Genomic DNA, 22,203 nt, shown 5'->3' on the forward strand with positions numbered 1-22,203 from the left:
ATGGATCTATTGAACTCCGGTATAAGATAAATAAAAATACTCTAACACTTTCGGCATGAGGAAACAGAATGGATGATAACCAAGTAAAGGTGTATGGATACAGATGGGTTGTTCTCGCGCTGTATTCCTTGATTACTGCCATCATCCAAATTCAGTGGCTTACTTTTGCTTCCATTGCAAGGGACGCGAAACAATTCTACGGGGTCACCTCTTTCGAAATCGATTTGCTTTCTATGATTTTCTTGGCGGTATTCGTTCTGATGGCAATACCGGCTTCCTATATCATCGATACGTATGGGATCCGAATCGGTATAGGAATAGGCGCAGCAGTTGCCGGGTCTTTGGGTTTACTAAAAGGATTGTACGCGGAAAATTTCAAAGTGGTTGTCGCTTGCCAAATCGGCTTAGCCGTTGCCCAACCTTTCATCATTAATGCGGTTACAAAAGTAAGCGTCCTTTGGTTTCCGATAAACGAACGGGCTACCGCCGTTGCACTTGGCACATTGGCCCAATTCGTAGGAATTATAATAGTAATGATCGGCACTCCGTTGCTGATAGGGGGAGATCAACCGGAAATCTCCAGAATTCCGGAAGCAGTTTTAATCTATGGAATCGCTTCTTTTATTGGAGCCGCGCTCTTTCTTATTTTTATAAAAGAAAAACCCCTAACATCACCGAGTATTCACGGAGAAGATACCAGAATCAAAGTCTTTGCGGGACTCAAACACATTCTTGGGCAGAAAGATATGCGAAAAGCTCTGCTACTGTTTCTTATCGGATTGGGAATCTTTAACGCTTTGAGTACCTGTATAGATCAAATCTGCGAAAGCAAAGGTTTAAATGTAGAGCAGACCGGACTCGTCGGCGGGGTTATGCTTATCTCGGGAATTATCGGGGGAGTCATATTTCCGCCTATCTCCGACGCAATCGGGAAACGCCAACCGTTTCTTATAGTATCGATGATCGGATTCTTACCGGGAATTCTACTCCTCACATTCGGAACGGAATATTCCGTTTTACTAATCGGATCTTTCTTAATCGGATTTTTCTTGTTAGGCGCCGGGGCGCCGATCGGTTTTCAATATTGCGCCGAAATTACTTCCCCTGCCCCCGAATCATCTTCCCAGGGCTTATTACTATTAATCGGTCAAATTTCCGGAATTGCTTTTATCGTAGGTTTAAATGTTATAGGCAGCCTGGAGTTCATGAAGGTATTCGTTGCTTTATCGTTATTTAATATAATTCTGACCTTTTTCCTGAGAGAATCCCCCATGATGGATTGGTCGGCAAAGGAGAAAAGCTCCGTGTTGCATAAATAGGTATTCAGACGAGGACGTTAAGCAATAGCTACGATTAGTTCTTTCCGTTAACAAAGAGGAATTAATTGACTGCCAATGCTCGGCGAATGAATTTCATCAAACCTTCCACGACTTTCTCATCTTGATCGAAAATGTTCGATCCAAGGTAAATTTTCATTCTTTCCCTATAATATTCCGAAGCGTAAGAAAATTGCAACGTCATGAATAAATTATCCAGACAGAACGCAAAAATTTCCTCTTCAATATCTTTGCCTATAATACCCTCTTTTTTCGCTTTAGACAGTAATGAAGTGTAAATTCTGGCGGAAACACTTTCCAATTCGGATGAGAGTCGGCGAATCAAATCCGAATTTCCTTCCGAAGTCATCTCATTATAAAGCCTAATGATATCTTGGTTTTCCCTGGAATGCCGTTGAATAATACGAAGTATACTTTCGATCTTTCCGAAAAGATCGTTTTCCTCTTGTATGACTTTCTCCAAAGTTCGTTCAAGCTGACTGATTCCGTGACCTACCGCGGTTAAAAAGAAATCTTCCTTTGTTTCGAAGTATTTAAATAGAGAGCCGACGCTAATTCCGGCCTTCCGAGCGATCGTATTGGTGTTTGCACTGGTAAAACCGCGATTCGCAAATTCGGCAATGGCTACCGAAAGAATCCGGTTTCGCTTCTCTTCCGGTATCCGTTCAAATGTTTCGCTGTAATATTTCGTTGGCATTGATGAAGTCAATTTAGTCTCGCCTCCCGCCGACAAAAGCGGAACTTTCTGCGTGCGCGGAGGATTTTTACCGCTTTTCAATTCACTTAGTATTTTCTGTTTGACAGTGAGTGAGCAGTCACTCACTGTCAAACAGAATTCAAAGAAAAATGGAGAGGGACATGGCTACCGGCTTTTCGATATCCAAATACCCTGATACTCAGGAAATATATCGCCAACTCAAGGAACTCATTTCGCAACCGATTCGCTCGGTGAAAAAGAACGAATTGCAGGCCTATTTAAACGACTATTACGAGAAGAAATGCTCTCGCTCAAAGGCGATGATTCAAGAGGCTTCCCAATACATTCCTGGCGGTGTTCAGCATAATTTGGCCTTCAATTTCCCCTTTCCCTTGGTATTTACTAAAGCGGAAGGAGCCTACCTGCATGATCTCGATGGAAACAAATACATCGACTTTTTGCAAGGTGGAGGTCCAACAGTTTTGGGGAGCAACCCGAAGTCGGTGCGGGAAAAGGTCATCCAACTATTGAATAGTACCGGTCCTGTAACCGGCCTATTTCATGAATATGAACTTCGATTAGCCGAAAAGATCGTCGAACATATGCCTTCCGTACAAATGTTCCGAATGCTCGGTTCCGGTACCGAAGCTTGTATGGCTTCCATTCGAGTCGCACGACTAGCCACTCGGAAGAAAAATATTGTTAAAATGGGAGGCGCATATCACGGCTGGAGCGATCAACTTGCTTACGGCATTCGTATTCCAGGCACGCGCCATTTCGAAGCGCACGGAATTCCCAAGCATGTTTTTAAATACACGCAAGAGTTTTATCCTAACGACCTAAATTCTCTGGAAAAAGCTCTAAAAAGGAATCGTTGGAGAGGCGGGACTGCCGCCGTTTTAATCGAACCTGTCGGTCCTGAAAGTGGTACACGACCTTTGGATTTTGATTTTAATAAAGGAGTTCGGGAGCTTTGCGATAAGTACGGAGCTTTATTAATTTTCGATGAAGTTGTAACCGCCTTTCGAATCGGAATGAGCGGCGCCCAAGGATACTTCGGAGTCAGTCCGGATCTTACCGTTTTCGGAAAGGTCGTTGCAGGCGGCTATCCTTCTGCGGGAGGTCTCGGTGGAAAAAGAGAATTCATGAAGTATCTTTCGGCAGGACTTCAAACTGGAACAAAGAAGGCATTGATCGGCGGGACTATGGCTGCGAATCCTTTAAGTTCAGCCGCCGGTTACTTCACTCTTACCGAAATTGAAAAACAGAAAGCCTGCGAAAAATCCGGAAGAGCTGGAGATCGCATCACCGCCGGATTGCAAAAATTGATCAAAAAATACGATCTACCTTTCGTTGCATTCAATCAAGGTTCCATTTGCCATCTGGAAACGGTCGGGACAATGCTGCTGGATATCGACATAAGGAAATTCTGGAAGATTAAAAGAACGATTCGCGAAGCTCATGAAAGAAAGAAGGCGATGGAAGAAATGGGCGCCGCTTATACGGCGGAAGGCCTAGTAACATTAGCGGGAAGCCGACTTTATACGAGCGCCTCGGATACCGACGCGGTGATCGACGAAGCTCTAAAACGTTTTGAAAAAGTATTTCAAAAGGTCGAAGGGGTTACGGCGAAGAAATAATTTACGATTCGCTTCGTTGAATACGATTCGGAGAACAATATGAAAATCGATAAGGCAAAAAAACTTGTTCGCGACACCGGAATACGATTACTAAAAGCCGGTCTGATTGCGAGAAGCTGGGGAAATATCAGTCAGAGAATCGACGAAGATCATTTCGTAATCACTCCGACTGGGAGAACCTACGAAGATTTGAAACCGGACGAAATCGTTCAGGTAAATAGACACGACCTGACACACACAGGTCGAATCAAACCATCTTACGAAAAGGGTTTGCATGCAGCGGCTTACAAACTCCGATCGGATATCGGCGCGGTTATTCATACGCACCAATTGCAAGCCTCTGTCGTTGCGGCCGCTCATCGGGAAATCCCCGTCCTGGATAACGAGATGAAGAAAGTAATCGGAGGACCAATTTACTGCACATCTTATTCCTTACCGGGAACCAAAAAGTTAATCCGAATGGCAATCGAAGCATTGGATCGTTCCGGCAGCAAAGCGGTGCTCCTTGCAAATCATGGGACGCTCTGTATCGGTCAGGACATGGAAGATGCGTTTAACGTGGCTCTAGTTTTAGAGCGGATTTGTAAGACGTTCATCGAGCGGGAGTTTTTAAAGGTCTCCGGAAAAAGAAACGCTAGTCGTGAATCGATCCGCGACTGGTACGTGCAAAACTTCGGAGTCGAGGTTAAAGCATGAAATTTCCGGAAAGTCCGTTAGAATTGCAAACCGTTTTACCTCAGTTCGTTAAGGAAGGTATCTTATCAAAGGGGGGTTGTGCGAGCGTAAAAATCGGGCGAAGCATTTGGATCACGCCCAAGAAAGTGGATCTTATCGCTTTAGGGAAAAAAAGTAAAAACGGACTCTTCGAAATTCCTTTAGTCGACGCACAGGTTTTTCCTAACGACGTCCCGGAGGAAGCGGCCGCTCATATCGCTCTCTACTTAGCAAGACCCGAATTTAACGTGATTATCCATTCAATGCAAGAAAATATCCTTACTTGCTCTATCGCCGGTGAAACGGTTCGACCGTTTTTAGACGACATGGCCCAGATCGTAGGACCTAACGCGAAAGTGCATTCGCTCGGATTCGAAAAGAAGGCAATAAAGGAATTAATCAACGCGATTAAAAGAAGAAATGCGGTTCTCCTTAAGGGCAACGGAGCTCTTTGCGCTCACGGAACGGTCGATGACGTACATGCGGTTTGCCAAGTCTTGGAAAAAACCTGTAAAGCGTACGTCGACTCCAGAATACTAGGAGGCGGAAAGCCTGTGCCTTGGTTGGAGGCCGAAGTGATCCGATTCGTTTATCAAAGAAAATATTCCAAACAAGCCGAAAAGAATCGTTAAATTTCAAAATCTTTTGCGCATCATTTTCTCACAGAAGAATTTCCAGCTATCTAAATGTTAGATTTCGAAATTATCGACTTTTCCACGTTTCGCGGGCATAGAATCCGCCATGGTTATCGCGGATAGGTTGTCTTTATTGGACATATTCCTTATCGTTTTCTCCGCGTTTATATTGTTTATAAAACCAAGCTGAGAAGCAGTGTCGATTGCAAGGCGATAGAATTCGATTTCTTTCAGGCCTATATTCTCAAAATTTAAAATTTCAGAGTCAAATTAAAAGGGTTTACTGAACCAAAAGTGTTCGTAATTTCTTCCTGACTTATTATACTGAATTAACGACTGAAATCTCTTATGAAAGAGAGATCGATACGGAAACCTAAAATGAGTATGGTTTATCTATGCTCTATCCTTATAAAAGAAGTAAGCATATGAACGATGTTCTGAAATTTCATACTATCAACGAGTATAACATTTTGAACGGGCAAAAAACCAGGCACCCGCTTGTTAACGTAATTCACTTATCAAAAGCCAAGCCCAGGAAACATCGTCGTATGTACTTCGGTTTTTATACTATTTTTTTAAAGCAGGTAAAATGTGGCGACCTCCGGTATGGACGCCATACTTACGATTATCAGGAAGGAACATTGGCATTCCTTGCTCCCGGTCAGGTGCTCGGTGAGAATAATAATGAATATTATGAACCGCAGGGATATGCGTTAGTATTTCATCAAGACCTGATTCACGGTACGTCTTTAGGGCGACACATTCGTGATTACACATTTTTTTCCTACGACGTACACGAGGCTCTTCATCTATCCGAAGAAGAACTCCAAATCGTTATTGACTGCTTCTCCAAAATCGAATTTGAACTGAAGCATTCAGTCGATAAACATAGTGATAGGCTGATAGTAACGAATATAGAGCTGTTCCTGAATTATTGCATGCGCTTTTACGAGCGGCAATTCGTTACCCGCGACGAGGCGCATAAGGGAATTTTAGAGAAGTTCGAAAATCTGCTGAACGAATATTTCCAGTCCGATAAACCTCGGACTATCGGATTGCCTTCCGTAGGCTATTTTGCGGAAGCGTTAGATCTTTCCGCCAACTACTTTGGGGATTTGATCAAAAAAGAAACCGGCAATTCCGCGAAAGATCACATACAATCGAAATTGATAGACATAGCCAAAGAGAAAATCTTTGAACCGGATAAATCGGTCAATGATATCGCCTATGAATTGGGATTCAAATATCCGCAACATTTCATCCGATTTTTCAAACAAAGAATCGGGTATACGCCGAACAAATACCGAGCCCTTTAAGTACTTTGGAATTCGGGAACGATTTTCGCATAGATTCCAATTATAAATCCATTCCATATAACTTAATTTAAGTATAATATTTTTGCATCTTCATAAAAAGAGATCCACTTTTTATGAAGATGCCCGCTACGATTTTAGATTTCTAATTGGCGACCGAATTCAAAGTTAGTAGGGTTCGTCTCCATGAAGATTCGGTTAATTCTCACCCTTTGCATTTCGTTTATCGCTTCTTGGACTACTAACTGTAGTCCTTCCGTAAACCAATCGATCCCGCTCCTATCGATTTTTTCCGGTACGCAATTTAACAGTTTGATACCAAATCATTTAAATCGATCGTTGAGTCTTAACGCCAACCTTCATAATCTAGACTATGTAGATACGAGCGAAGAGATCGGCATCGTTATCGGAGAAAAATCATACGCCGGTCAAATCGACAAGATCTTCTTAGACGGTCTTGGCAGAGAAGTTTACTTCCGCGGCTTTAATATCTCCGGAAATGCCAAGCTTGTCCAGCATGGCTTTAAGCCCTTTCAAAACGAAGCCGATGCCGAGATCGCGTTCGGAAGACTGGGCCAGACAACCGGCGCAAACATGATTCGATTTATTGTAGCGTGGGAAGGTACGCACCCTGCGGTGGATACGATGGATTACGCCTATTTGGATTCGATTATTGCCCAAATTCGAAAGGCTACACAAAAGAAACTTTATATTCTTCTGGATTTTCATCAGGACTTATTTTCAAGGAATCTATTTAATAAAAGCTCCTGGTATACGGGAAACGGTGCGCCGGCTTGGATTATCGCCGGCGGATCCTACCCTTCCGAATATTGCGGAATTATTTGCGCAAGCTGGAGTCAAAACAATCTGACCAACGAAGCCATTCGGAGAGCTTTCAGGAATTTTTGGAACGATTCGACTCTAAATACGGCGCTTGGAACCAGAACGATGCAGGAAGAATTTCTTTGGCAGCTCGGAAAAACCGCGGCATATTTAAAGGCTCAACTGACTCCTGCGGAATTCGCTTATATTCTGGGAATAGACCCGTTCAACGAACCTGTTGACGGAGGAATGCAGGGATTAACCCCCGCCCAGTGGGATAATCAAAAACTTTGGCCTTTCTATAATAAAGTTCGTCAAAGTTTGAACCAAAATGGATGGGATTCCAAATGGGTATATGCTGAACCATTAGTTTTTTGGAATACGAATATAGGCGCCATCGCTCCTGCCACGGGCGGCGGACATTTGACTACTCTTCCGGGACCGGGATTTGTTTTCAATTCTCACTTTTATGACGCTGCACGGATGGGCACCGATCTTACAGGAATCGATAATGCCACATACTTTAAATATCTGGATGATATTCGAAAAGAATCTAGATTCGAGCAAATACCTGTCTTTCTAAGCGAATTCGGAATGTGGCTTAAAGCCGTCGGAGCCAAAGATACTCCGAGAATGATCAGTGCGGTATACCAGGCCATGGAAATCTCCGACGGCCAACAAACGACGAAAACTCGTTATGCGGATTTCTATAACCCGGTCGTTTCGGGAACGGAATGGCATTGGGATTATTATTATAATAACCACCATGAATATATGAATAATAACGCCTCCAAACTGATCACTTCTAAGGACGCTTGGAACAACGAAGATTTTTCCGTTGTTGGAAATTACGGAACAACTTTCAACGTTGACAACTACACGATTCAACGAGCATATCCGAGGAGATCCCAGGGAGAAATTTTAAGTTTTTACTATAATACCGTTGGATTCGATTCGTGGAATAACGTATTCGAGTGGGGAGGAATCAGAGCGGAATCAGCCGGACCGACTTATTTTTCGGATAGAAGATTTATTATAGTAATCTGGAAAGGTAGAAAATCCGAAGCGCCGACCGAAATTTTTCTGCCCCCTCATTTTTCCGCACAAGATGTTATTCTAATAACGGACAAACGAATTTATAATAAAGGTTTACCGAATAGCATTCAAAACGAAAACGCCGAAGCCATCTTGGTTCAAGATCGGAATAGGCAAAGCGGTTCCGGAAATCTTTTAATTCTTTGGGATGATCTCGCAAGCGGGGAAGATTCGGACACGTCGATTCACTTTGCTATCGCAATCGACGCGGCCAATATTTCCTTTAATGACAGCGTTCTGCTCAATCTTCAAAACAGTTTAAAAACTAAAATTCAAATGAATAACCAAAGCCCCGTATATATGACCGGCAAAATGACGTACGGGGGATATCCGTCCGAGTGATTTAGTTATCGGTTATAAACGAGATTTCTACGCTCCCGCGAGCAAAACTTGAATAGGGATGGATAAGTTTATAATATTCTTATTTTTCGCTTATATTTTGGGGCGAAAAAAGGGAACAGTTTGGAATCCAATCTTATTCTCGGGTCCGAATATTCGAGAATTTGTAGACAGTTGCAACGCGAATCAAATTAATTAGTCTCGAATAGCCATTTTCTCAGTCGGAGCTTTAGCAATCATGGAAGATAAAAAGGAGCTATTAACGGATCGAATAGCTTCTTCAGGACCTATTACGATCAATCGAATCCGTTTTGGACTTGTTATTTTGTTTCTAGGTTCTCTAGCCGCATCTTGGGCCCAGAGTTCTTTGCTCCAAAATGTAGCATACTTGCTTGGAACCTGCACTTTAGCCGGCTTTGCCATAGTTAATCTTTTTTATCTACGCAGGAACGGAACGATTCCTGTTCGACTCGGAAAGGCAGCAATCCTCGCCGATGTCATCACCTTAGGCATCACTATGTTTGTCGCCTCTTGGACGGATCGAGACATGTCGTCTGGAGTAATCCGACAATTAGTTTTATACGCCATAAATATGATCTTTATCGTATATTCCGGACTTTTACTATCGCCGAATTTCGTTCTTTGGACTGGATTCCTTTGCGCATTTTGCCAAGGCATAGTAATCTTAAACAGCGGTTTTATGGGAGTGGAATTTACCGAAGACGAAATAAAAGTTTTATCGCCGGGGTATGCGTCCATTTCCGAACAAGCCTTAAAATTGGTTTTTTTGGTCGTTGTCGCATACATAACAAGGAGTGTAATCGTAATCTTTCGATTAATCGGCGCCGTCGAAGAGGAATATGCAAACACTCTGGAAGAGAAAGTAAAGGAACGTACTCGAGAAGTTACGGGCAAAATGGACGAGATCCAAGCCTTAAAAGTGCAGCAGGACGGCGACTATTACTTAACGTCATTGTTAAGTAAACCTCTAACCACAAACTGGAACACTTCGATAGAAGTCAGCACGACCTTTTATATCGAACAGAAAAAGAAATTCATATTTAAAAATCGGGAATCGGAACTTGGAGGCGATATCTGTATCAGCGGAAATCTTCTCTTCGGACCGAATAAAGAGAAATGGATCGTATTTCTAAACGGGGATGCGATGGGTAAATCCTTGCAGGGTGCAGGCGGCGCCATCGTACTCGGAACGGCAGTAAACAATATCATGGCAAGATCTGCAAGTCACGGAAGAGTCTTAGAAATGAAACCTGAAGATTGGATACGTCAGACGTATCGGGAATTGGACGATATCTTCAGAACTTTCGACGGAATGATGATGGCCTCCGTCATTCTCGGCCTTATCAACGAAAAGACCGGAAGAATCGTCTTCTTTAATGCCGAGCATCCATGGCCGGTGCTTTATAGAGACGGTAAAGCTTCGTTTCTAGTACAGGAAGCATCCACCTGGAAATTAGGTTCTCCGATTGAGGGCAAATTCAAAATTCAAGAGTCGACGCTTATGGAAGGAGATGTTATATACGTAGGCTCCGATGGCCGCGATGATATCAATTTGTCTGACGACGGAATCCATTGGCGGATGAATGAGGATGAAACTATTTTCCCGCAAATCGTCGAGGAAGCTAAAGGAGAAATCGACGGTATAGCGGACAGACTACATTCTTTCGGAGTTATATCGGACGATCTTTCCTTGATACGCATCGGCTTCAAGGAGCAAGTTTCCACCAATCATCCGAAATATTCCCAAGCTATAAGCAAGTATTCGGAAGCAAGAAGAAGTTTACAACAACGGGAAACCGTAAAAGCGTTATCTTTATTGAAAGAAGCTTGGGCAATCGCACCCACATTCAAAGAACCCGCTCGCTTATTAGGCCAAGTATACTATGATCGAAAGGATTATATAAATGCGATCAAGTGGTTTGAAAAATATCTATCGTTAAATTCGAATTCCCAAAATATATGGTTCGTCGTTTCCTTATGTTATAAACATATAAAAGACTTCAAAAAAGCCGCAGAGGCAGCCGAAACGGTTAGAGTCTCTCAACCGCAAAGGTTTGCGAATCTGATCAACCTTGCCGACAATTATCGCTTGCTTGGCGACTTTCAAAAATCCCGGGATATCCTTCAAAGAGCCAAAGAGATAAACGAGGATAGCGCCTTAATTGAAAAACTCGAGGAACTCTTGAATGGAACCGGCTATTGAATTTGAGAATTATCTTTCAGGATTTTATAAAAGAATAAACGGCTCAAACTTTTTTCAAGTCGATGTATTTACAGTCTTCTTCATTGTCGCCGAACTATGAATGCAATAAAAAACCCCGGTGTCTTTCAACAACCGGGGTCCGATCTCCCATCTCTATAATAGGGGGATTATTTTTTTTTCTTAGGTTTTGCTGCGGCTTTCTTTTTAGGAGCAACAGTCGTTTTCTTTTTCTCTGCTGCTACTTTTTTAGGAACTCGTTCCTTTTTAGGAGGAGCTTCCTTTGCGGCTTTAGCTTTCTTCTCATCGGAAAACACTTCGCGTTTATCACGAATTTCTTTGAGAAGGGTCGGACGATCTTTGCGGTTCGTCAGCTCCAAGATCCCGACTTCCGAATTATCGGAAGGGCGATTTACAAGCTTCAGAATCCGAGTATATCCGCCGTTGGTATTCGCAAAGCGAACGGCAATATCTTCGAAAAGTTTAGTTACGATATTGCGATCTTTCACTCTTTTTAAAACTTCGCGTTTGTTATGAAGTTTTATCTCGGGAGCGACATCGCCTAAATTTTTCTTAGCACGAGTAATGATCTTTTCTGCGTGTGAACGAACCACTTTCAATTTTGCCTGAGTGGATTCGATTCTTTCGTATTTAAAAAGACTCGTGATCATATTATTGATCAAAGCATCCCTATGGCCCTTTTCGCGGTTAAGATGCTTTACTTTATTTCTCTTATTCATTTCAGAAATCCCTCATTCCGAACGACAATCCCAAACCCGCAAGTTTGGACTTGAGCTCACCGAGAGCCTGCTCGCTGTAGTGTTTGGATTTGGACATCTCTTCTTCGGATCTCTTGACCAGATCTCCGACAAAATCGATCTCCAAGCTTCGAAGAACATTGAGAGAACGAACGGACAACTCGAGCTCTTCGACGTGCTTGGAAAGAGACGCTTTTAGCTTCTCGTCGGCTTCGTCTAGCTCGTCTTCTTCCTCTTCGAGTTCTTCTTCGAAATTGATGAAAACCGTTAGGTGTTCTTTTAAGATTTTTGCGGCTTGCGCGACCGCGTCTTCCGGAGAGATAGAACCGTCGGTCCAAACCTCGATGGTCAATTTCTCATAATCGGATCTTTGAGCGACGCGAGTTTCCGAAATTTCGAAGATGACTTTTTGAACCGGAGAAAAAATAGAATCGATCGGGATCGTTCCCAATACTTCTATATCTTTCTTTTTATCTTCGGCGGGAACATATCCCCTACCTCTTTGAATCTCTAAATCGAGAATCAAATTAGCGTCCTCGTTCAAAGTCGCAAGATGAAGATCGGGATTCATGATTTCTATGGAAGAATCCACAGCCAAATCACCCGCTCTAAAATATCCCGCGCCTTTCAATTCGAGGTGAATGACCTTGCTTTGGTCTTTATCTTCAGGCTCGTATTTGATACGAACTTGCTTCAAGTTCAGGATGATACGGGTAACGTCCTCAGCCACTCCTTCGATGTATGAGAACTCGTGGTTTACGCCTTCGATGCGGATTGCGGAAATCGCCGCACCCTCGATCGAGGACATAAGAGTCCTGCGAAGAGAGTTTCCGATCGTAGTTGCAAACCCGCGTTCGAAAGGCTCCGCGACGAACTTTCCGTAATTCGGCGTGTTCGTTTCCGTAGTGAATTCGATCTTTTTCGGACGTTTAAATCCTTTGAGTAAGCTTTTAAGAGACAATGTGAAAACCTTCGTACCTTTATTACTTGGAGTACAACTCCACGATCACCTGTTCTTTCACAGGAATATCCACATGATGGCGTTCCGGTAAAGAAAGAACATCCCCTGAAAACTTGATAAAGTCGGCAGACAACCAAGATGGAATTGAGTTCAAGGATTGAGCCAATTGAATGTTTTGAGTGATAAAAGCGGAAGTATGGAACTTACCTCTAATCTCGATTTTGTCACCTACATTCAGCCTGTAAGAAGGAATATCAACTCTCTCTCCGTTCACGAGAACGTGTTGATGAGAGATAAAATTCCTAGCTTGGCGCCTAGTTACTGCGAACCCTAGTCGATAAACGACATTATCCAATCTTCTTTCCAGAAGCTGAAGCAATATTTCACCGGTCACCCCGTGAGCGTGCGACGCTTCCTCGTAATAACGACGGAATTGTTTTTCTAACAGACCGTAAGCGCGTTTCAGTTTTTGCTTTTCTCTCAACTGAGCGCCGTATTCGGAAACTTTTGGTTTCCGTTTTGGCGGCATACCGGGAGGTCCCTTTTTGTGGAACTTATCCCGATTGAAAGTATAGCTAGATTTGAGGAAGAGGTTCACACCCTCTCTCCTCATCAGTTTTACGACTGGACCTCTATATCTTGCCATATTCTTCCTACCTTAGACCCTTCTTCTTTTACGGGGACGGCAACCGTTATGGGGTAGAGGAGTTACGTCCTTAATCATCTTAATAGAAAGACCTCTTGCAACTAACGAGCGAATCGCTGATTCACGGCCGATTCCCGGACCGGAAACCAAAACATCCACTTCGTTTAGTCCAGCTGCGTCGATCGCCTTTTCAGCGGCGTTTCCTGCCGCGATTTGCGCAGCGTACGGAGTGGACTTTTTTGAGCCACGAAAGCCCATTGCACCGGCAGTCGACCAAGATAGAGTGTTTCCTGCCAGGTCGGTTATGGTGATAATAGTATTATTAAAAGAAGCAGTGATATAGACCTTACCGCGCGGTACGACCTTTTTTTCCTTCTTCTTAACTTTCTTATCTTTCTTTGTTTTCTTATCTTCAGCCATGATTACTTAGTTGCCTTTTTCTTATTGGCGACGGTCTTTTTAACGCCTTTACGAGTACGGGCATTGGTACGAGTTCTTTGACCGCGGACCGGCAAGCCTTTTCTATGTCTTAACCCACGGTAACATCCGATGTCCATCAGACGTTTGATATTGAGCTGGTTTTCAGAGCGAAGATCCCCTTCCACCTTTACGGTTTCTTCAATCACCTTTCTGATAGCGGCCTCTTGGATGTCGGAAAGATCCTTCACTCGAACGGCTTGATCAACCCCGGCTTTCGCCAGGACTTTGCGGGAAGTAGAGGGGCCAATCCCGAAAATATAGGTTAAGCCCACAACGATTCTTTTTTCCCTTGGAAGATCGATTCCTGCGATACGTGCCATGGTTACGCTTGCCTTTGCTTATGTTTAGGATTGGTGCAGATCACGCGGATCACGCCCTTTCTTCTAATGATCTTGCAACTGGTGCAGATTTTTTTAACGGAGGTTCTTACTTTCATAACATCTGTCCTACTTCTTGCGGTAGGTAATTCTACCTTTGGTCAAATCATATGGGGAAAGTTCCACGGTGACCTTATCCCCGGGAAGGATCCTTATATAGTGCATTCTCATCTTACCCGAAATATGGGCCAAAACCTTGTGCCCATTCTCTAGTTCGACACGAAACATGGCGTTGGGCAGTGGTTCCAGAACCGTCCCGTCCACAGTGATCGCTTCTTCTTTAGCCAAGTTACGTCAGCTCCTTTTTGATGAGTTCGGTTACTTGTTCTAGTGATCCTACGCCGTTAATCCGGGAAAGATTTCCCTTAGCGGAATAGTAATCCAGAAGAGGAAGCGTCTTTTTATTATATGTGTCCAGGCGACTTTTGATGGTCGCTTCGTTATCGTCGGAGCGCCCTTCGATTTCTGCGCGCTTCAAAAGCCTTTGAAGCAATTCGGCATCAGGGACTTCCAGGTTTATCGCACGCTTAATGTCTTTGCCTTCTGCCTTTAGAAGCTTATCGAGCGCTTCTGCCTGCTCGACCGTTCTCGGGAATCCATCTAACAGGAATCCTTTCCTACAGTCCGGTTCCACGATACGATCCTTGATTATACCAATGACAACCGAATCCGGAACCAAATCGCCCGCATCCATGTATTTTTTGGCCTCGAGTCCCATTTGGGTTCCATTCTTCACGGCAGAGCGCAAAATATCACCGGTGGATATTTGGGGAATTCCAAGTGAATCACAAAGAATTTTAGCTTGAGTTCCCTTTCCCGCACCGGGTGGGCCCATGAAGATGATAGAATTCACTTTCTAAGACCTGCCCTTGATCTTGGATTTTTTCAAGAAACCGTCGTAGTTTCTCATTAATAATTGGGATTCTAATTGTTTCAGAGTCTCTAAAGCGACACCCACCATGATTAGAAGAGAGGTTCCGCCGAAGGTATAAACCAAAGATCCGCCGCCCGAATTCGTTCCCAAATCTAAAAAGCGAATTATGATGTATGGAGCGAGCGCTAGGCCTGCGAGGAAGATCGCACCCGGAAGAGTAATACGGTTTAATACCTTTTCGATATATTCTTTGGTATGAGAACCAGGGCGAATTCCCGGAATAAAACCGTTGTATTTTCTAAGGTTTTCCGCAAGTTCAGCCGGATTAAATTGAATAGCTGTGTAGAAATACGCGAAGAATACGATCAAACCTATGTAAATGAAGAAGTAAACTGCCGCGTGATACCAGATCTGAGAAAATGGATTCAAATAATCTAATAGAACTGCCCAGCCTGCCCATTCAGGAATATCTACGATCTGCTGAATAATGGTTTGCGGAAAAAGAAGAAGCGAAGACGCAAAGATGATCGGCATAACGCTTGCTCCGTTTACTTTAAACGGAATGCTTTGACTCTTTGCTTGGACCATCCTACGTCCGACCATCTGTTTTCCGTATTGTAAAGGCACCTTACGAACGCCTTGCGTCAAAAGAACGGTCAAAGAGATCAATAGAATGAACAATAATAATAAAATGATAATATTCAAACCGTCTACGAAGTTCTCTTGGAACAATTGATAAACGGAACTCGGTAAGCGCCCTACGATACCGGCAAAGATTAAAAGAGAGATTCCGTTACCGATTCCCCTCTCGGTAATCTGCTCGCCCAACCATATCAGTAATACCGTCCCGGTCGTGATCGACAAAAGCGCTATAAAGAAAAACCAAGATTCCACGGAGGAATGAATGAGGCCCGGGTGCAATGCCGCCTTTTGATCCGCGCCGTAAGACCACTGCTGCGCTAAACGAATTACCGCAAGAGATTGAACCGCACAAAGGATAATGGTTCCGTATTTCGTGTACTGTCCGATTTTCTTACGGCCTTCTTCACCCTCTTTTTGGAGTTTCTGCAAAGAAGGAACCAAAACCATAACTAACTGCATGATGATGGAAGAAGAAATATACGGCATGATTCCCAAAGCGAAAATGGAGAAGTTCAGAAGCGCTCCTCCGGCAAACATATCGAACATGCCTACCAATCCCTCGGAAGCAGTCGCATCGGCTGCAATCGCGGAAACGACTTTCGGATCGATTCCTGGAATAGTAATATGCGTTCCAAGACGGAATAGTAGGAGCATGCCAAGGGTAAAGAAAACCTTATTCCTTAGCTCCGGAATCTTAAAGATATTTGCGATCGAAGTCAGCATGTAGTTCTAAACTAAATTCCTTTTCCTATTTCCAGGACCTTTCGATCCCCTCTTGGGCAAAAGGGACTCAAAATCGAGTCCCTCCTTATAAAAGCTTCTATCAAAGCAGAAGCGTGAATCCGAAGCCCGATCAGGCTTCTTTAGCCAGTTCGGAACGTAATTTTACCGACCCGCCGGCTTTTTCTATTTTTTCCTTGGCGGATTTGGAAACGCTATCAGCCACGATATGGACTGCTTTTTTGATTTCCCCAGTGCCAAGAATCTTGAAAAGAGTCGTCTCTTTATCAAGAATCTTCGATTCAACCATATTTTTGGCATCTATGTTCCCGGTCAAACCGCTTTTCTCAATATCCCTGAGGTTGATTGGGAAGAAAGTCTTATGGAAGATCGAAGTGAATCCTCTTTTTGGAATTCGACGGTGGATCGGCATTTGCCCGCCTTCAAAACCCCGACGAACGCTATTCCGCGCGTACTGCCCTTTGGATCCGCGACCGGCAGTTTTACCGGTTTTGGAACCGATTCCTCTGCCTAAGCGCTTTTTATTCTTAGTGGATCCCGCCGGGACCGGAACCGTATTCTGAGCCGGAACATTTTCCTTTTCAGAGCGCTCTTTTCCGAACGCGAGTGCAGTTTTAATTCTTTCCTTGCTCATAATAAATTATCCGAACCTCTTAGGCCTTGTCCACTTTCACCAAATGCCTGACATCATTGATCATGCCTTGGATTTGAGGAGTTAGATTATGCTTGCGCTGTTGCCCCGTCTTCCGGAGCCCCAGAGCTGCGAGAGTCAGCTTTTGGCCTTTTTTAACGCCTATGCTGCTTTTAACTTGGGTGACGATTACGGTTTCCATCTTTCTTATCCTACGTCATTACCGAATAAACGAGCCAAGGTGATTCCCCTTTTACGAGCTGCCAAAACAGGAGTTTCCAACTGCTGAAGAGCATCAAGAGTCGCCTTAACGATGTTTACCGGGTTGGATGAACCCCAGGATTTACTTAGAATATCCTGAATTCCCGCTTTTTCAACTACGGAACGAACGGATCCTCCCGCGATGATTCCAGTTCCCGGAGAACTCGGTTTCAGAATTACTTTTGCCGATTTGAACTTTCCGGTGACCTCGTGAGGAATCGTGTGGCCGCGAAATTCCACCTTTACTAGGTTTTTCTTAGCGGACTCGATAGACTTACGAATTGCATCGGGAACTTCGTTGGCTTTACCAAATCCGATCCCTACTTTTCCCTTTAAGTCGCCTACAACCGTTAATGCATTAAAGGAGAAACGACGTCCCCCTTTAACAACTTTTGCGACACGGTCGATTTTAACGACCTTTTCGGAAAATTCTTTAGCTTCTTGATCTTGTTCGTATGCCATATATTAGAACTCCAAGCCAGCTTCTCTGGCTGCGTCGGCGAAGGCTGCAATCCTTCCGTGATATATCATTCCGGAACGATCCAGCATGACCAACTTTACTCCCTTAGAAGCGGCGCGTTCACCGATAATTTTACCGAGTGTCTTGGCTGCCTCTAGGTCTTTACGGCTCTTTCCAGAAGAAGCGAATTCCTTGTCGAGAGTAGTAGCGGAAACTAGCGTAGTTCCCTTGATATCGTCTACGATCTGGCAGGAAAGATAACGATTGGACTTATTGAAGACCAATCGGGGGCGATCCCCAAATTGCCGTAGCTTGAAGCGGGAGCGCTCTGCTCTTCTTTGTTTGGCTGCGACTTTCTTCAGTTTATTAATCATGGCCTTACTTCTTACCGGTTTTTCCGGCCTTTCTCTTAATCACTTCGTTGTTGTACTTGATCCCTTTACCTTTGTAAGGCTCTGGGGGTCTCTTAGAGCGGATATCGGCAGCGACTTGACCGACTAATTGTTTGTCGATACCGAAGATCTTGATCTTAACCTGCTCGTTTACGTCGATTTTGATTCCTTTCGGAGTCTTATAAACGACTTCATGCGAGTATCCCAAGTTCATTACCAGATCTTCTCCGCGCTTTGCAGCACGGTATCCGACTCCGGTAATATCGAGGTTTTTTTCCCAACCCTGGGTAACACCTTTAACGCAATTCAGTAGAAGAGCGCGAGTCAAACCGTGCAAAGCGACAACGTTTTGCTCTTCGCTGGATCTCTCCAGTTTCAAAGTACCGGATTCGTTTTTCAGGGCAATTCCATCGAAGATAGGAGTTTGTAATTCCCCTAGAGGACCCTTAACACGAATGGCATTGTTCTCTAATTTTACTTCCACTTTCTCGGGAAGTTTAATCTCTGCTTTTCCAATCCTGGACATAGGTTTTACGGATATCTAAAACTCTTAAGAGAGTTTGCAGATCACCTCTCCTCCTACGCGTAGTTTCCGGGCTTTTTTACCCGTCATGATTCCTTTGGAAGTAGAGAGAATCATAGTTCCCATGTTATTCTTGTAAGGACGAATGTCTTCGCTCTTAAGATAAACCCTTCTTCCAGGAGTGGAAACCCTAACGAGTTCCCGAATGACGGGCTTTTTGGTTCCGTCATATTTTAGAGTGACTTTAAAATCTTCAAAACTTCCGTTTTGGACGGGCTCATAGCCGTTGATAAAGCCTTCTTCTTTCATAAGTTCCAGGATAGAGCGCTTGATTTTGCTTCCGGGAACAAGGCAACTTTCGTGTTTCGCGCGACCGGCATTCCGGATGCGGGTAAGCATATCGCCGATAGGATCAGATAAACTCATAAACTTTCTCCCCCAGCCCTTACCAAGATGCCTTTACTACGCCCGGAATTTGAGCCTGGCTAGCCAGTTTCCGGAAACAAATTCTACACATATCGAACCTTCTAAGGTAACCGCGAGGTCTGCCGCAAAGCGGGCAGCGGTTGTGTATCCGCACCTTAAATTTTTTAACTTTCTTATGCCTTTCGATCAGAGAGGTCTTAGCCATAACTGCGGTGCTCCTTATTTCAGGTTCCGGAACGGCATACCGAACGCGACAAGTAGGCTATGTGCTTCCGCGTCGCTTTTAGTATTCGTTACGAAGGTCATGTTCATTCCATAGATCGTGTTAATCTTATCTACTTTGATCTCTGGAAAAATGATCTGTTCTTTGATGCTAAAGTTGTAATTTCCGCGGCCATCAAAACCCTTTTCGGAAACTCCTTTGAAGTCGCGAACCCGAGGTAGAGCGACATTCACTAGGCGGTCTAGGAACTCATACATATAGTTCCCGCGAAGAGTAACGGTTGCGCCGAGACTCATCCCTTCGCGCAATTTAAATCCCGCGATGGATTTCTTAGCCTTGGTTTTCACAGGACGCTGTCCGGTAATCAAAGCCATTTCCTCAACTGCAGCTTCAAGCGCTTTTGGATTCGTATGCGCTTCTCCCATACCCACGTTAAGAACAATCTTCTCGAGGCGGGGCACTTGCATTACAGATTCGAAGCTGTACTGCTTTTGGAGTGCGGGAACGATTTCTTTCCCGTATTTTTCCTTAAGTCTCGCTGCCATGGCTTAGATCTCTTTCCCGTCCGGTCTTGCTACGCGGACTTTTTTGCCTTTACTTTCTTGAAATCCCACGCGAACTCCCTTTTTCTTTTTGGAGTCGTAGAACATAACGTTAGAAATATGCATCGGCGCTTCGACTTCTACGATTCCACCCTGAGGATTCTCTTGAGTAGGTCTTAGGAAGCGCTTACGTTTATTCAATCCTTCGACAACGACGCGATCTCGCTTCTTGTCGATAACCAGGATTTTTCCGCGTTTGCCTTTTTCTTTTCCAGCGATAACGACAACTTCGTCGTCTTTGTGGAGCTTAACGGATTTAAACTTAGTATATTCGGAACCCCGATATGCCAGCTTAGACATTATAGAACCTCCGGAGCTAGGGAGATGATCTTAGCGTATTTCTTGTCCCGGAGCTCGCGAGCGACCGGTCCAAAAATCCGAGTACCTTTCGGGTTCCCCTTATCGTCGATAATCGCTACCGCGTTATCGTCGAATCTGATATAGGAACCGTCGGGACGACGAATTTCCTTTTTAGTGCGAACAACTACGGCACGTTGTACGGCCTTGTTGTGGACCTTTTTCCCCGTGGAATCCTTTAGCCCGTAAGCCGGTTGTGCATCCTTAACGGCGACGATGATTTCGTCTCCGACGGATGCATACCGTTTCTTTGAGCCCCCGAGGACCTTGATACACATAACTCTCTTGATCCCGGAGTTGTCGGCTACTTGGAGGATGGTTTCCTGTTGGATCATCTTACTTTGCCTTTTCTACGATCTTAAATAGACGGTGGCGCTTTTCGCGAGAGAGTGGACGGGTTTCAATCGCCAGAATCCTGTCTCCCACTTGGCACTCATTTTTCTCATCGTGAACTTTCATCTTAACGGTTCTGCGCACGATCTTCTTGAATCTTGGGTGAGTCTTGCGAGTCTCTACGACCATCACCAGGGTTTTTTCCATGGCGGTGCTTACGACCTTACCTTCGCTTAGAAGGGATTTTTTAACGGACTTCTTTGCTGTTTCCATAATCAGTTCTTAGCCTTTGCAGCCAATTTAGCCGCACCGTTCGACTTCGCACGATTCTGCTCTTTACGAGTCGAACGAGAGAAACGACGCACTTTATTTGCACCTGGAGTCGCAGCAAGCGCACGTTCCCTTTTAATTGTTAAAAGGCGCGCGATCTTTTTCTTAGCGTTAGCGATAACTTTCGGATTTTCAAGAGAACGCGCGACTCCGTATTGAAAGCGCGCGGTACGAATTACCTTACGAGCATCTTCTATTTGAGCCAAAATTTCGACGTCTTTCAGTTCGTGCAGTTTGACCTTTTTCATAATACCGACCTCTTCACGAATTCGGTTTGAACCGGCAACTTATAAGCGGCCAAATCCAACGCCTTCTTAGCGGAAGCTTCATCGATGCCGCTCATTTCGAATAAAATACGACCTGGACGAATCTCTGCGATCCAGAATTCCGGATTTCCCTTTCCCTTTCCCATCCGGGTTTCTGCCGGCTTCTTGGTAATGGGGAGATGCGGAAAAATCCTGATCCAAAGTTTTCCGCCTCGTTTCACTTGGCGGTTGATGGTAATACGCGCCGCCTCGATTTGGCGGGCGGTCAGGCGGCCGGACGTAATGGCCTTGAGGCCGTATTCGCCGAAGGAAACTTTGGAACCGCGTTCATCGGTTCCCTTGAGCCGTCCCCTTTGTCTCTTCCTGAACTTAACTCTTTTCGGTGATAACATCTTTCGTTCCCTGTAAACTGATCTTTAAAAGATCAGTTGGTCCTTCTCTTAACCGCGTATTTGTCTTCTTCCGACTCGTCTTTATTAGAGATAAAATCTCCGGTGTAGGTCCAAACCTTCACTCCGATTTGTCCGAAAGTCGTACTAGCTTCACGGAAACCTAAATCGATTTTTGCCCGTAAAGTATGTAAAGGAATTCTACCTTCGCGATAATGTTCGCGACGCGCCATATCGGCCCCGTTCAAACGTCCGGAAATCATGATTTTGATTCCTTCAACCCCGCCTCTCATTGCGCGACGAAGTTCTTGCTTCATTACGCGACGGAACGGTTGACGTTCTTCGATTTGAATTGCGATGGATTCGGCAATACATTGAGCGATGGTTTCCGGTTTCTTAACTTCGATAATATTCAAGTTAAGAGGTTTTTCGCTCATCGTTTTGATGACTTTCTTAACGGCTTCGATATTTGCACCGTTCTTACCGATCACTACGCCCGGTTTTGCCGTGTGCAAGTTTACGTTGATTTTCTCAGGAAAACGCTCAACGACCACCTTCACGACTCCGGCTTCGCGGAAACGATTTTGAATGAAACGACGGATCCGAATGTCCTCGTGAAGATTTTTTCTATAATCTTGTTGAGAAAACCAGATGGAATCCCATCCGCGGGTAATTCCGATACGAAGTCCGATTGGGTTAACTTTCTGTCCCATGATTT

Annotated in this window: 31 protein-coding genes; 7 read left to right on the forward strand and 24 right to left on the reverse strand. The window is 44.3% G+C overall.

Annotation, left to right across the window (positions count from 1 at the left end; all coding sequences use genetic code 11):
- Window positions 1-68 precede the first annotated feature (68 nt).
- A complete protein-coding gene (locus LEP1GSC058_RS10415) occupies window positions 69-1,319 on the forward strand; it encodes an MFS transporter (protein WP_016549415.1) in 1,251 nt (416 codons plus the stop codon).
- 61 nt (window positions 1,320-1,380) lie between these two features.
- On the opposite strand, the gene LEP1GSC058_RS10420 is transcribed toward LEP1GSC058_RS10415, so the two are convergent.
- Window positions 1,381-2,034, reverse strand: coding sequence for a TetR/AcrR family transcriptional regulator (locus LEP1GSC058_RS10420; protein WP_039948561.1), 654 nt, complete (start codon window positions 2,032-2,034; stop codon window positions 1,381-1,383).
- A 161-nt stretch (window positions 2,035-2,195) separates the two neighbouring features.
- Here LEP1GSC058_RS10420 and LEP1GSC058_RS10425 point away from each other — a divergent pair, with 161 nt between their 5' ends.
- From LEP1GSC058_RS10425 to LEP1GSC058_RS10450, 6 genes are all read left to right on the forward strand, one after another.
- Window positions 2,196-3,674: an aspartate aminotransferase family protein gene (locus LEP1GSC058_RS10425; protein WP_016549682.1), complete on the forward strand. Its 1,479-nt coding sequence runs from the start codon at window positions 2,196-2,198 to the stop codon at window positions 3,672-3,674.
- 39 nt (window positions 3,675-3,713) lie between these two features.
- On the forward strand, window positions 3,714-4,370 hold the full coding sequence (locus tag LEP1GSC058_RS10430; RefSeq protein ID WP_016550043.1) for a class II aldolase/adducin family protein: 657 nt from the start codon (window positions 3,714-3,716) through the stop codon (window positions 4,368-4,370).
- Window positions 4,367-5,020 (forward strand): class II aldolase/adducin family protein, encoded by a 654-nt coding sequence (locus tag LEP1GSC058_RS10435; RefSeq protein ID WP_016550799.1) that lies wholly within the window; start codon window positions 4,367-4,369, stop codon window positions 5,018-5,020. Before LEP1GSC058_RS10430 ends, LEP1GSC058_RS10435 begins: the two co-directional genes overlap by 4 nt.
- A gap of 428 nt (window positions 5,021-5,448) precedes the next feature.
- The gene (locus LEP1GSC058_RS10440; protein WP_039948562.1) at window positions 5,449-6,339 is read left to right on the forward strand and encodes a helix-turn-helix domain-containing protein; all 891 of its coding nucleotides are present in this window, start codon (window positions 5,449-5,451) and stop codon (window positions 6,337-6,339) included.
- Between the two features lie 183 nt (window positions 6,340-6,522).
- Window positions 6,523-8,595 (forward strand): glycoside hydrolase family 5 protein, encoded by a 2,073-nt coding sequence (locus tag LEP1GSC058_RS10445; protein ID WP_016550988.1) that lies wholly within the window; start codon window positions 6,523-6,525, stop codon window positions 8,593-8,595.
- A 235-nt stretch (window positions 8,596-8,830) separates the two neighbouring features.
- Window positions 8,831-10,816: a PP2C family protein-serine/threonine phosphatase gene (locus LEP1GSC058_RS10450; RefSeq protein WP_016549822.1), complete on the forward strand. Its 1,986-nt coding sequence runs from the start codon at window positions 8,831-8,833 to the stop codon at window positions 10,814-10,816.
- Window positions 10,817-10,983: 167 nt separating this feature from the next.
- Here LEP1GSC058_RS10450 and rplQ read toward each other — a convergent pair whose 3' ends face one another.
- The 23 genes from rplQ to rpsC form a co-directional block, all read right to left on the reverse strand.
- Window positions 10,984-11,553 carry a 50S ribosomal protein L17 gene (rplQ, locus tag LEP1GSC058_RS10455; RefSeq protein WP_016550114.1) on the reverse strand — a complete coding sequence of 190 codons (570 nt, stop codon included), beginning with the start codon at window positions 11,551-11,553 and terminating at the stop codon, window positions 10,984-10,986.
- A gap of 1 nt (window position 11,554) precedes the next feature.
- Window positions 11,555-12,532 (reverse strand): DNA-directed RNA polymerase subunit alpha, encoded by a 978-nt coding sequence (locus LEP1GSC058_RS10460; RefSeq protein WP_016551044.1) that lies wholly within the window; start codon window positions 12,530-12,532, stop codon window positions 11,555-11,557.
- 22 nt (window positions 12,533-12,554) lie between these two features.
- Complete coding sequence (gene rpsD / locus LEP1GSC058_RS10465; protein ID WP_039948289.1) at window positions 12,555-13,178, reverse strand: 30S ribosomal protein S4; 624 nt, start codon at window positions 13,176-13,178, stop codon at window positions 12,555-12,557.
- A 12-nt stretch (window positions 13,179-13,190) separates the two neighbouring features.
- Complete coding sequence (gene rpsK, locus LEP1GSC058_RS10470; RefSeq protein WP_016550193.1) at window positions 13,191-13,598, reverse strand: 30S ribosomal protein S11; 408 nt, start codon at window positions 13,596-13,598, stop codon at window positions 13,191-13,193.
- A 2-nt stretch (window positions 13,599-13,600) separates the two neighbouring features.
- Window positions 13,601-13,978 (reverse strand): 30S ribosomal protein S13, encoded by a 378-nt coding sequence (gene rpsM, locus LEP1GSC058_RS10475; protein WP_010570827.1) that lies wholly within the window; start codon window positions 13,976-13,978, stop codon window positions 13,601-13,603.
- 2 nt (window positions 13,979-13,980) lie between these two features.
- Window positions 13,981-14,094 carry a 50S ribosomal protein L36 gene (rpmJ, locus tag LEP1GSC058_RS19970; protein WP_010414512.1) on the reverse strand — a complete coding sequence of 38 codons (114 nt, stop codon included), beginning with the start codon at window positions 14,092-14,094 and terminating at the stop codon, window positions 13,981-13,983.
- Window positions 14,095-14,104: 10 nt separating this feature from the next.
- Window positions 14,105-14,323 carry a translation initiation factor IF-1 gene (infA, locus tag LEP1GSC058_RS10480; protein WP_010414515.1) on the reverse strand — a complete coding sequence of 73 codons (219 nt, stop codon included), beginning with the start codon at window positions 14,321-14,323 and terminating at the stop codon, window positions 14,105-14,107.
- A 1-nt stretch (window position 14,324) separates the two neighbouring features.
- Entirely contained in the window at window positions 14,325-14,888 is a 564-nt protein-coding gene (locus tag LEP1GSC058_RS10485; protein WP_332248589.1) for an adenylate kinase, read from the reverse strand.
- A gap of 3 nt (window positions 14,889-14,891) precedes the next feature.
- Window positions 14,892-16,274, reverse strand: coding sequence for a preprotein translocase subunit SecY (gene secY / locus LEP1GSC058_RS10490; RefSeq protein WP_010414521.1), 1,383 nt, complete (start codon window positions 16,272-16,274; stop codon window positions 14,892-14,894).
- 130 nt (window positions 16,275-16,404) lie between these two features.
- Window positions 16,405-16,926, reverse strand: coding sequence for a 50S ribosomal protein L15 (gene rplO / locus LEP1GSC058_RS10495; protein ID WP_016550805.1), 522 nt, complete (start codon window positions 16,924-16,926; stop codon window positions 16,405-16,407).
- Between the two features lie 19 nt (window positions 16,927-16,945).
- Window positions 16,946-17,125 (reverse strand): 50S ribosomal protein L30, encoded by a 180-nt coding sequence (rpmD, locus tag LEP1GSC058_RS10500; protein ID WP_016551029.1) that lies wholly within the window; start codon window positions 17,123-17,125, stop codon window positions 16,946-16,948.
- Between the two features lie 5 nt (window positions 17,126-17,130).
- A complete protein-coding gene (gene rpsE, locus LEP1GSC058_RS10505; RefSeq protein ID WP_016550644.1) occupies window positions 17,131-17,646 on the reverse strand; it encodes a 30S ribosomal protein S5 in 516 nt (171 codons plus the stop codon).
- Window positions 17,647-17,649: 3 nt separating this feature from the next.
- Entirely contained in the window at window positions 17,650-18,018 is a 369-nt protein-coding gene (gene rplR / locus LEP1GSC058_RS10510; RefSeq protein ID WP_039948292.1) for a 50S ribosomal protein L18, read from the reverse strand.
- Between the two features lie 4 nt (window positions 18,019-18,022).
- Window positions 18,023-18,562, reverse strand: a complete 540-nt coding sequence (rplF, locus tag LEP1GSC058_RS10515) for a 50S ribosomal protein L6 (RefSeq protein WP_016549548.1) — start codon at window positions 18,560-18,562, stop codon at window positions 18,023-18,025.
- Window positions 18,563-18,586: 24 nt separating this feature from the next.
- The gene (gene rpsH / locus LEP1GSC058_RS10520; protein ID WP_010414533.1) at window positions 18,587-18,985 is read right to left on the reverse strand and encodes a 30S ribosomal protein S8; all 399 of its coding nucleotides are present in this window, start codon (window positions 18,983-18,985) and stop codon (window positions 18,587-18,589) included.
- A gap of 19 nt (window positions 18,986-19,004) precedes the next feature.
- Complete coding sequence (locus tag LEP1GSC058_RS19975; protein WP_010414536.1) at window positions 19,005-19,190, reverse strand: type Z 30S ribosomal protein S14; 186 nt, start codon at window positions 19,188-19,190, stop codon at window positions 19,005-19,007.
- 14 nt (window positions 19,191-19,204) lie between these two features.
- Window positions 19,205-19,753 (reverse strand): 50S ribosomal protein L5, encoded by a 549-nt coding sequence (gene rplE, locus LEP1GSC058_RS10525; protein WP_010414539.1) that lies wholly within the window; start codon window positions 19,751-19,753, stop codon window positions 19,205-19,207.
- 3 nt (window positions 19,754-19,756) lie between these two features.
- A complete protein-coding gene (gene rplX, locus LEP1GSC058_RS10530) occupies window positions 19,757-20,110 on the reverse strand; it encodes a 50S ribosomal protein L24 (protein ID WP_010414542.1) in 354 nt (117 codons plus the stop codon).
- Window positions 20,110-20,502 (reverse strand): 50S ribosomal protein L14, encoded by a 393-nt coding sequence (rplN, locus tag LEP1GSC058_RS10535; RefSeq protein ID WP_008596038.1) that lies wholly within the window; start codon window positions 20,500-20,502, stop codon window positions 20,110-20,112. The genes rplX and rplN overlap by 1 nt, the downstream gene beginning before the upstream one ends.
- 1 nt (window position 20,503) lies before the next feature.
- A complete protein-coding gene (gene rpsQ / locus LEP1GSC058_RS10540; RefSeq protein ID WP_016549955.1) occupies window positions 20,504-20,773 on the reverse strand; it encodes a 30S ribosomal protein S17 in 270 nt (89 codons plus the stop codon).
- 2 nt (window positions 20,774-20,775) lie between these two features.
- The gene (rpmC, locus tag LEP1GSC058_RS10545; RefSeq protein WP_016549814.1) at window positions 20,776-21,078 is read right to left on the reverse strand and encodes a 50S ribosomal protein L29; all 303 of its coding nucleotides are present in this window, start codon (window positions 21,076-21,078) and stop codon (window positions 20,776-20,778) included.
- The gene (gene rplP / locus LEP1GSC058_RS10550) at window positions 21,075-21,488 is read right to left on the reverse strand and encodes a 50S ribosomal protein L16 (protein WP_016550713.1); all 414 of its coding nucleotides are present in this window, start codon (window positions 21,486-21,488) and stop codon (window positions 21,075-21,077) included. Before rplP ends, rpmC begins: the two co-directional genes overlap by 4 nt.
- A gap of 32 nt (window positions 21,489-21,520) precedes the next feature.
- Window positions 21,521-22,198 (reverse strand): 30S ribosomal protein S3, encoded by a 678-nt coding sequence (gene rpsC / locus LEP1GSC058_RS10555; RefSeq protein ID WP_010414559.1) that lies wholly within the window; start codon window positions 22,196-22,198, stop codon window positions 21,521-21,523.
- Between the last annotated feature and the right edge of the window lie 5 nt (window positions 22,199-22,203).

Origin of the sequence: Leptospira fainei serovar Hurstbridge str. BUT 6 (genome assembly GCF_000306235.2) — a bacterium.
GTDB classification, from domain to species: domain Bacteria; phylum Spirochaetota; class Leptospiria; order Leptospirales; family Leptospiraceae; genus Leptospira_B; species Leptospira_B fainei.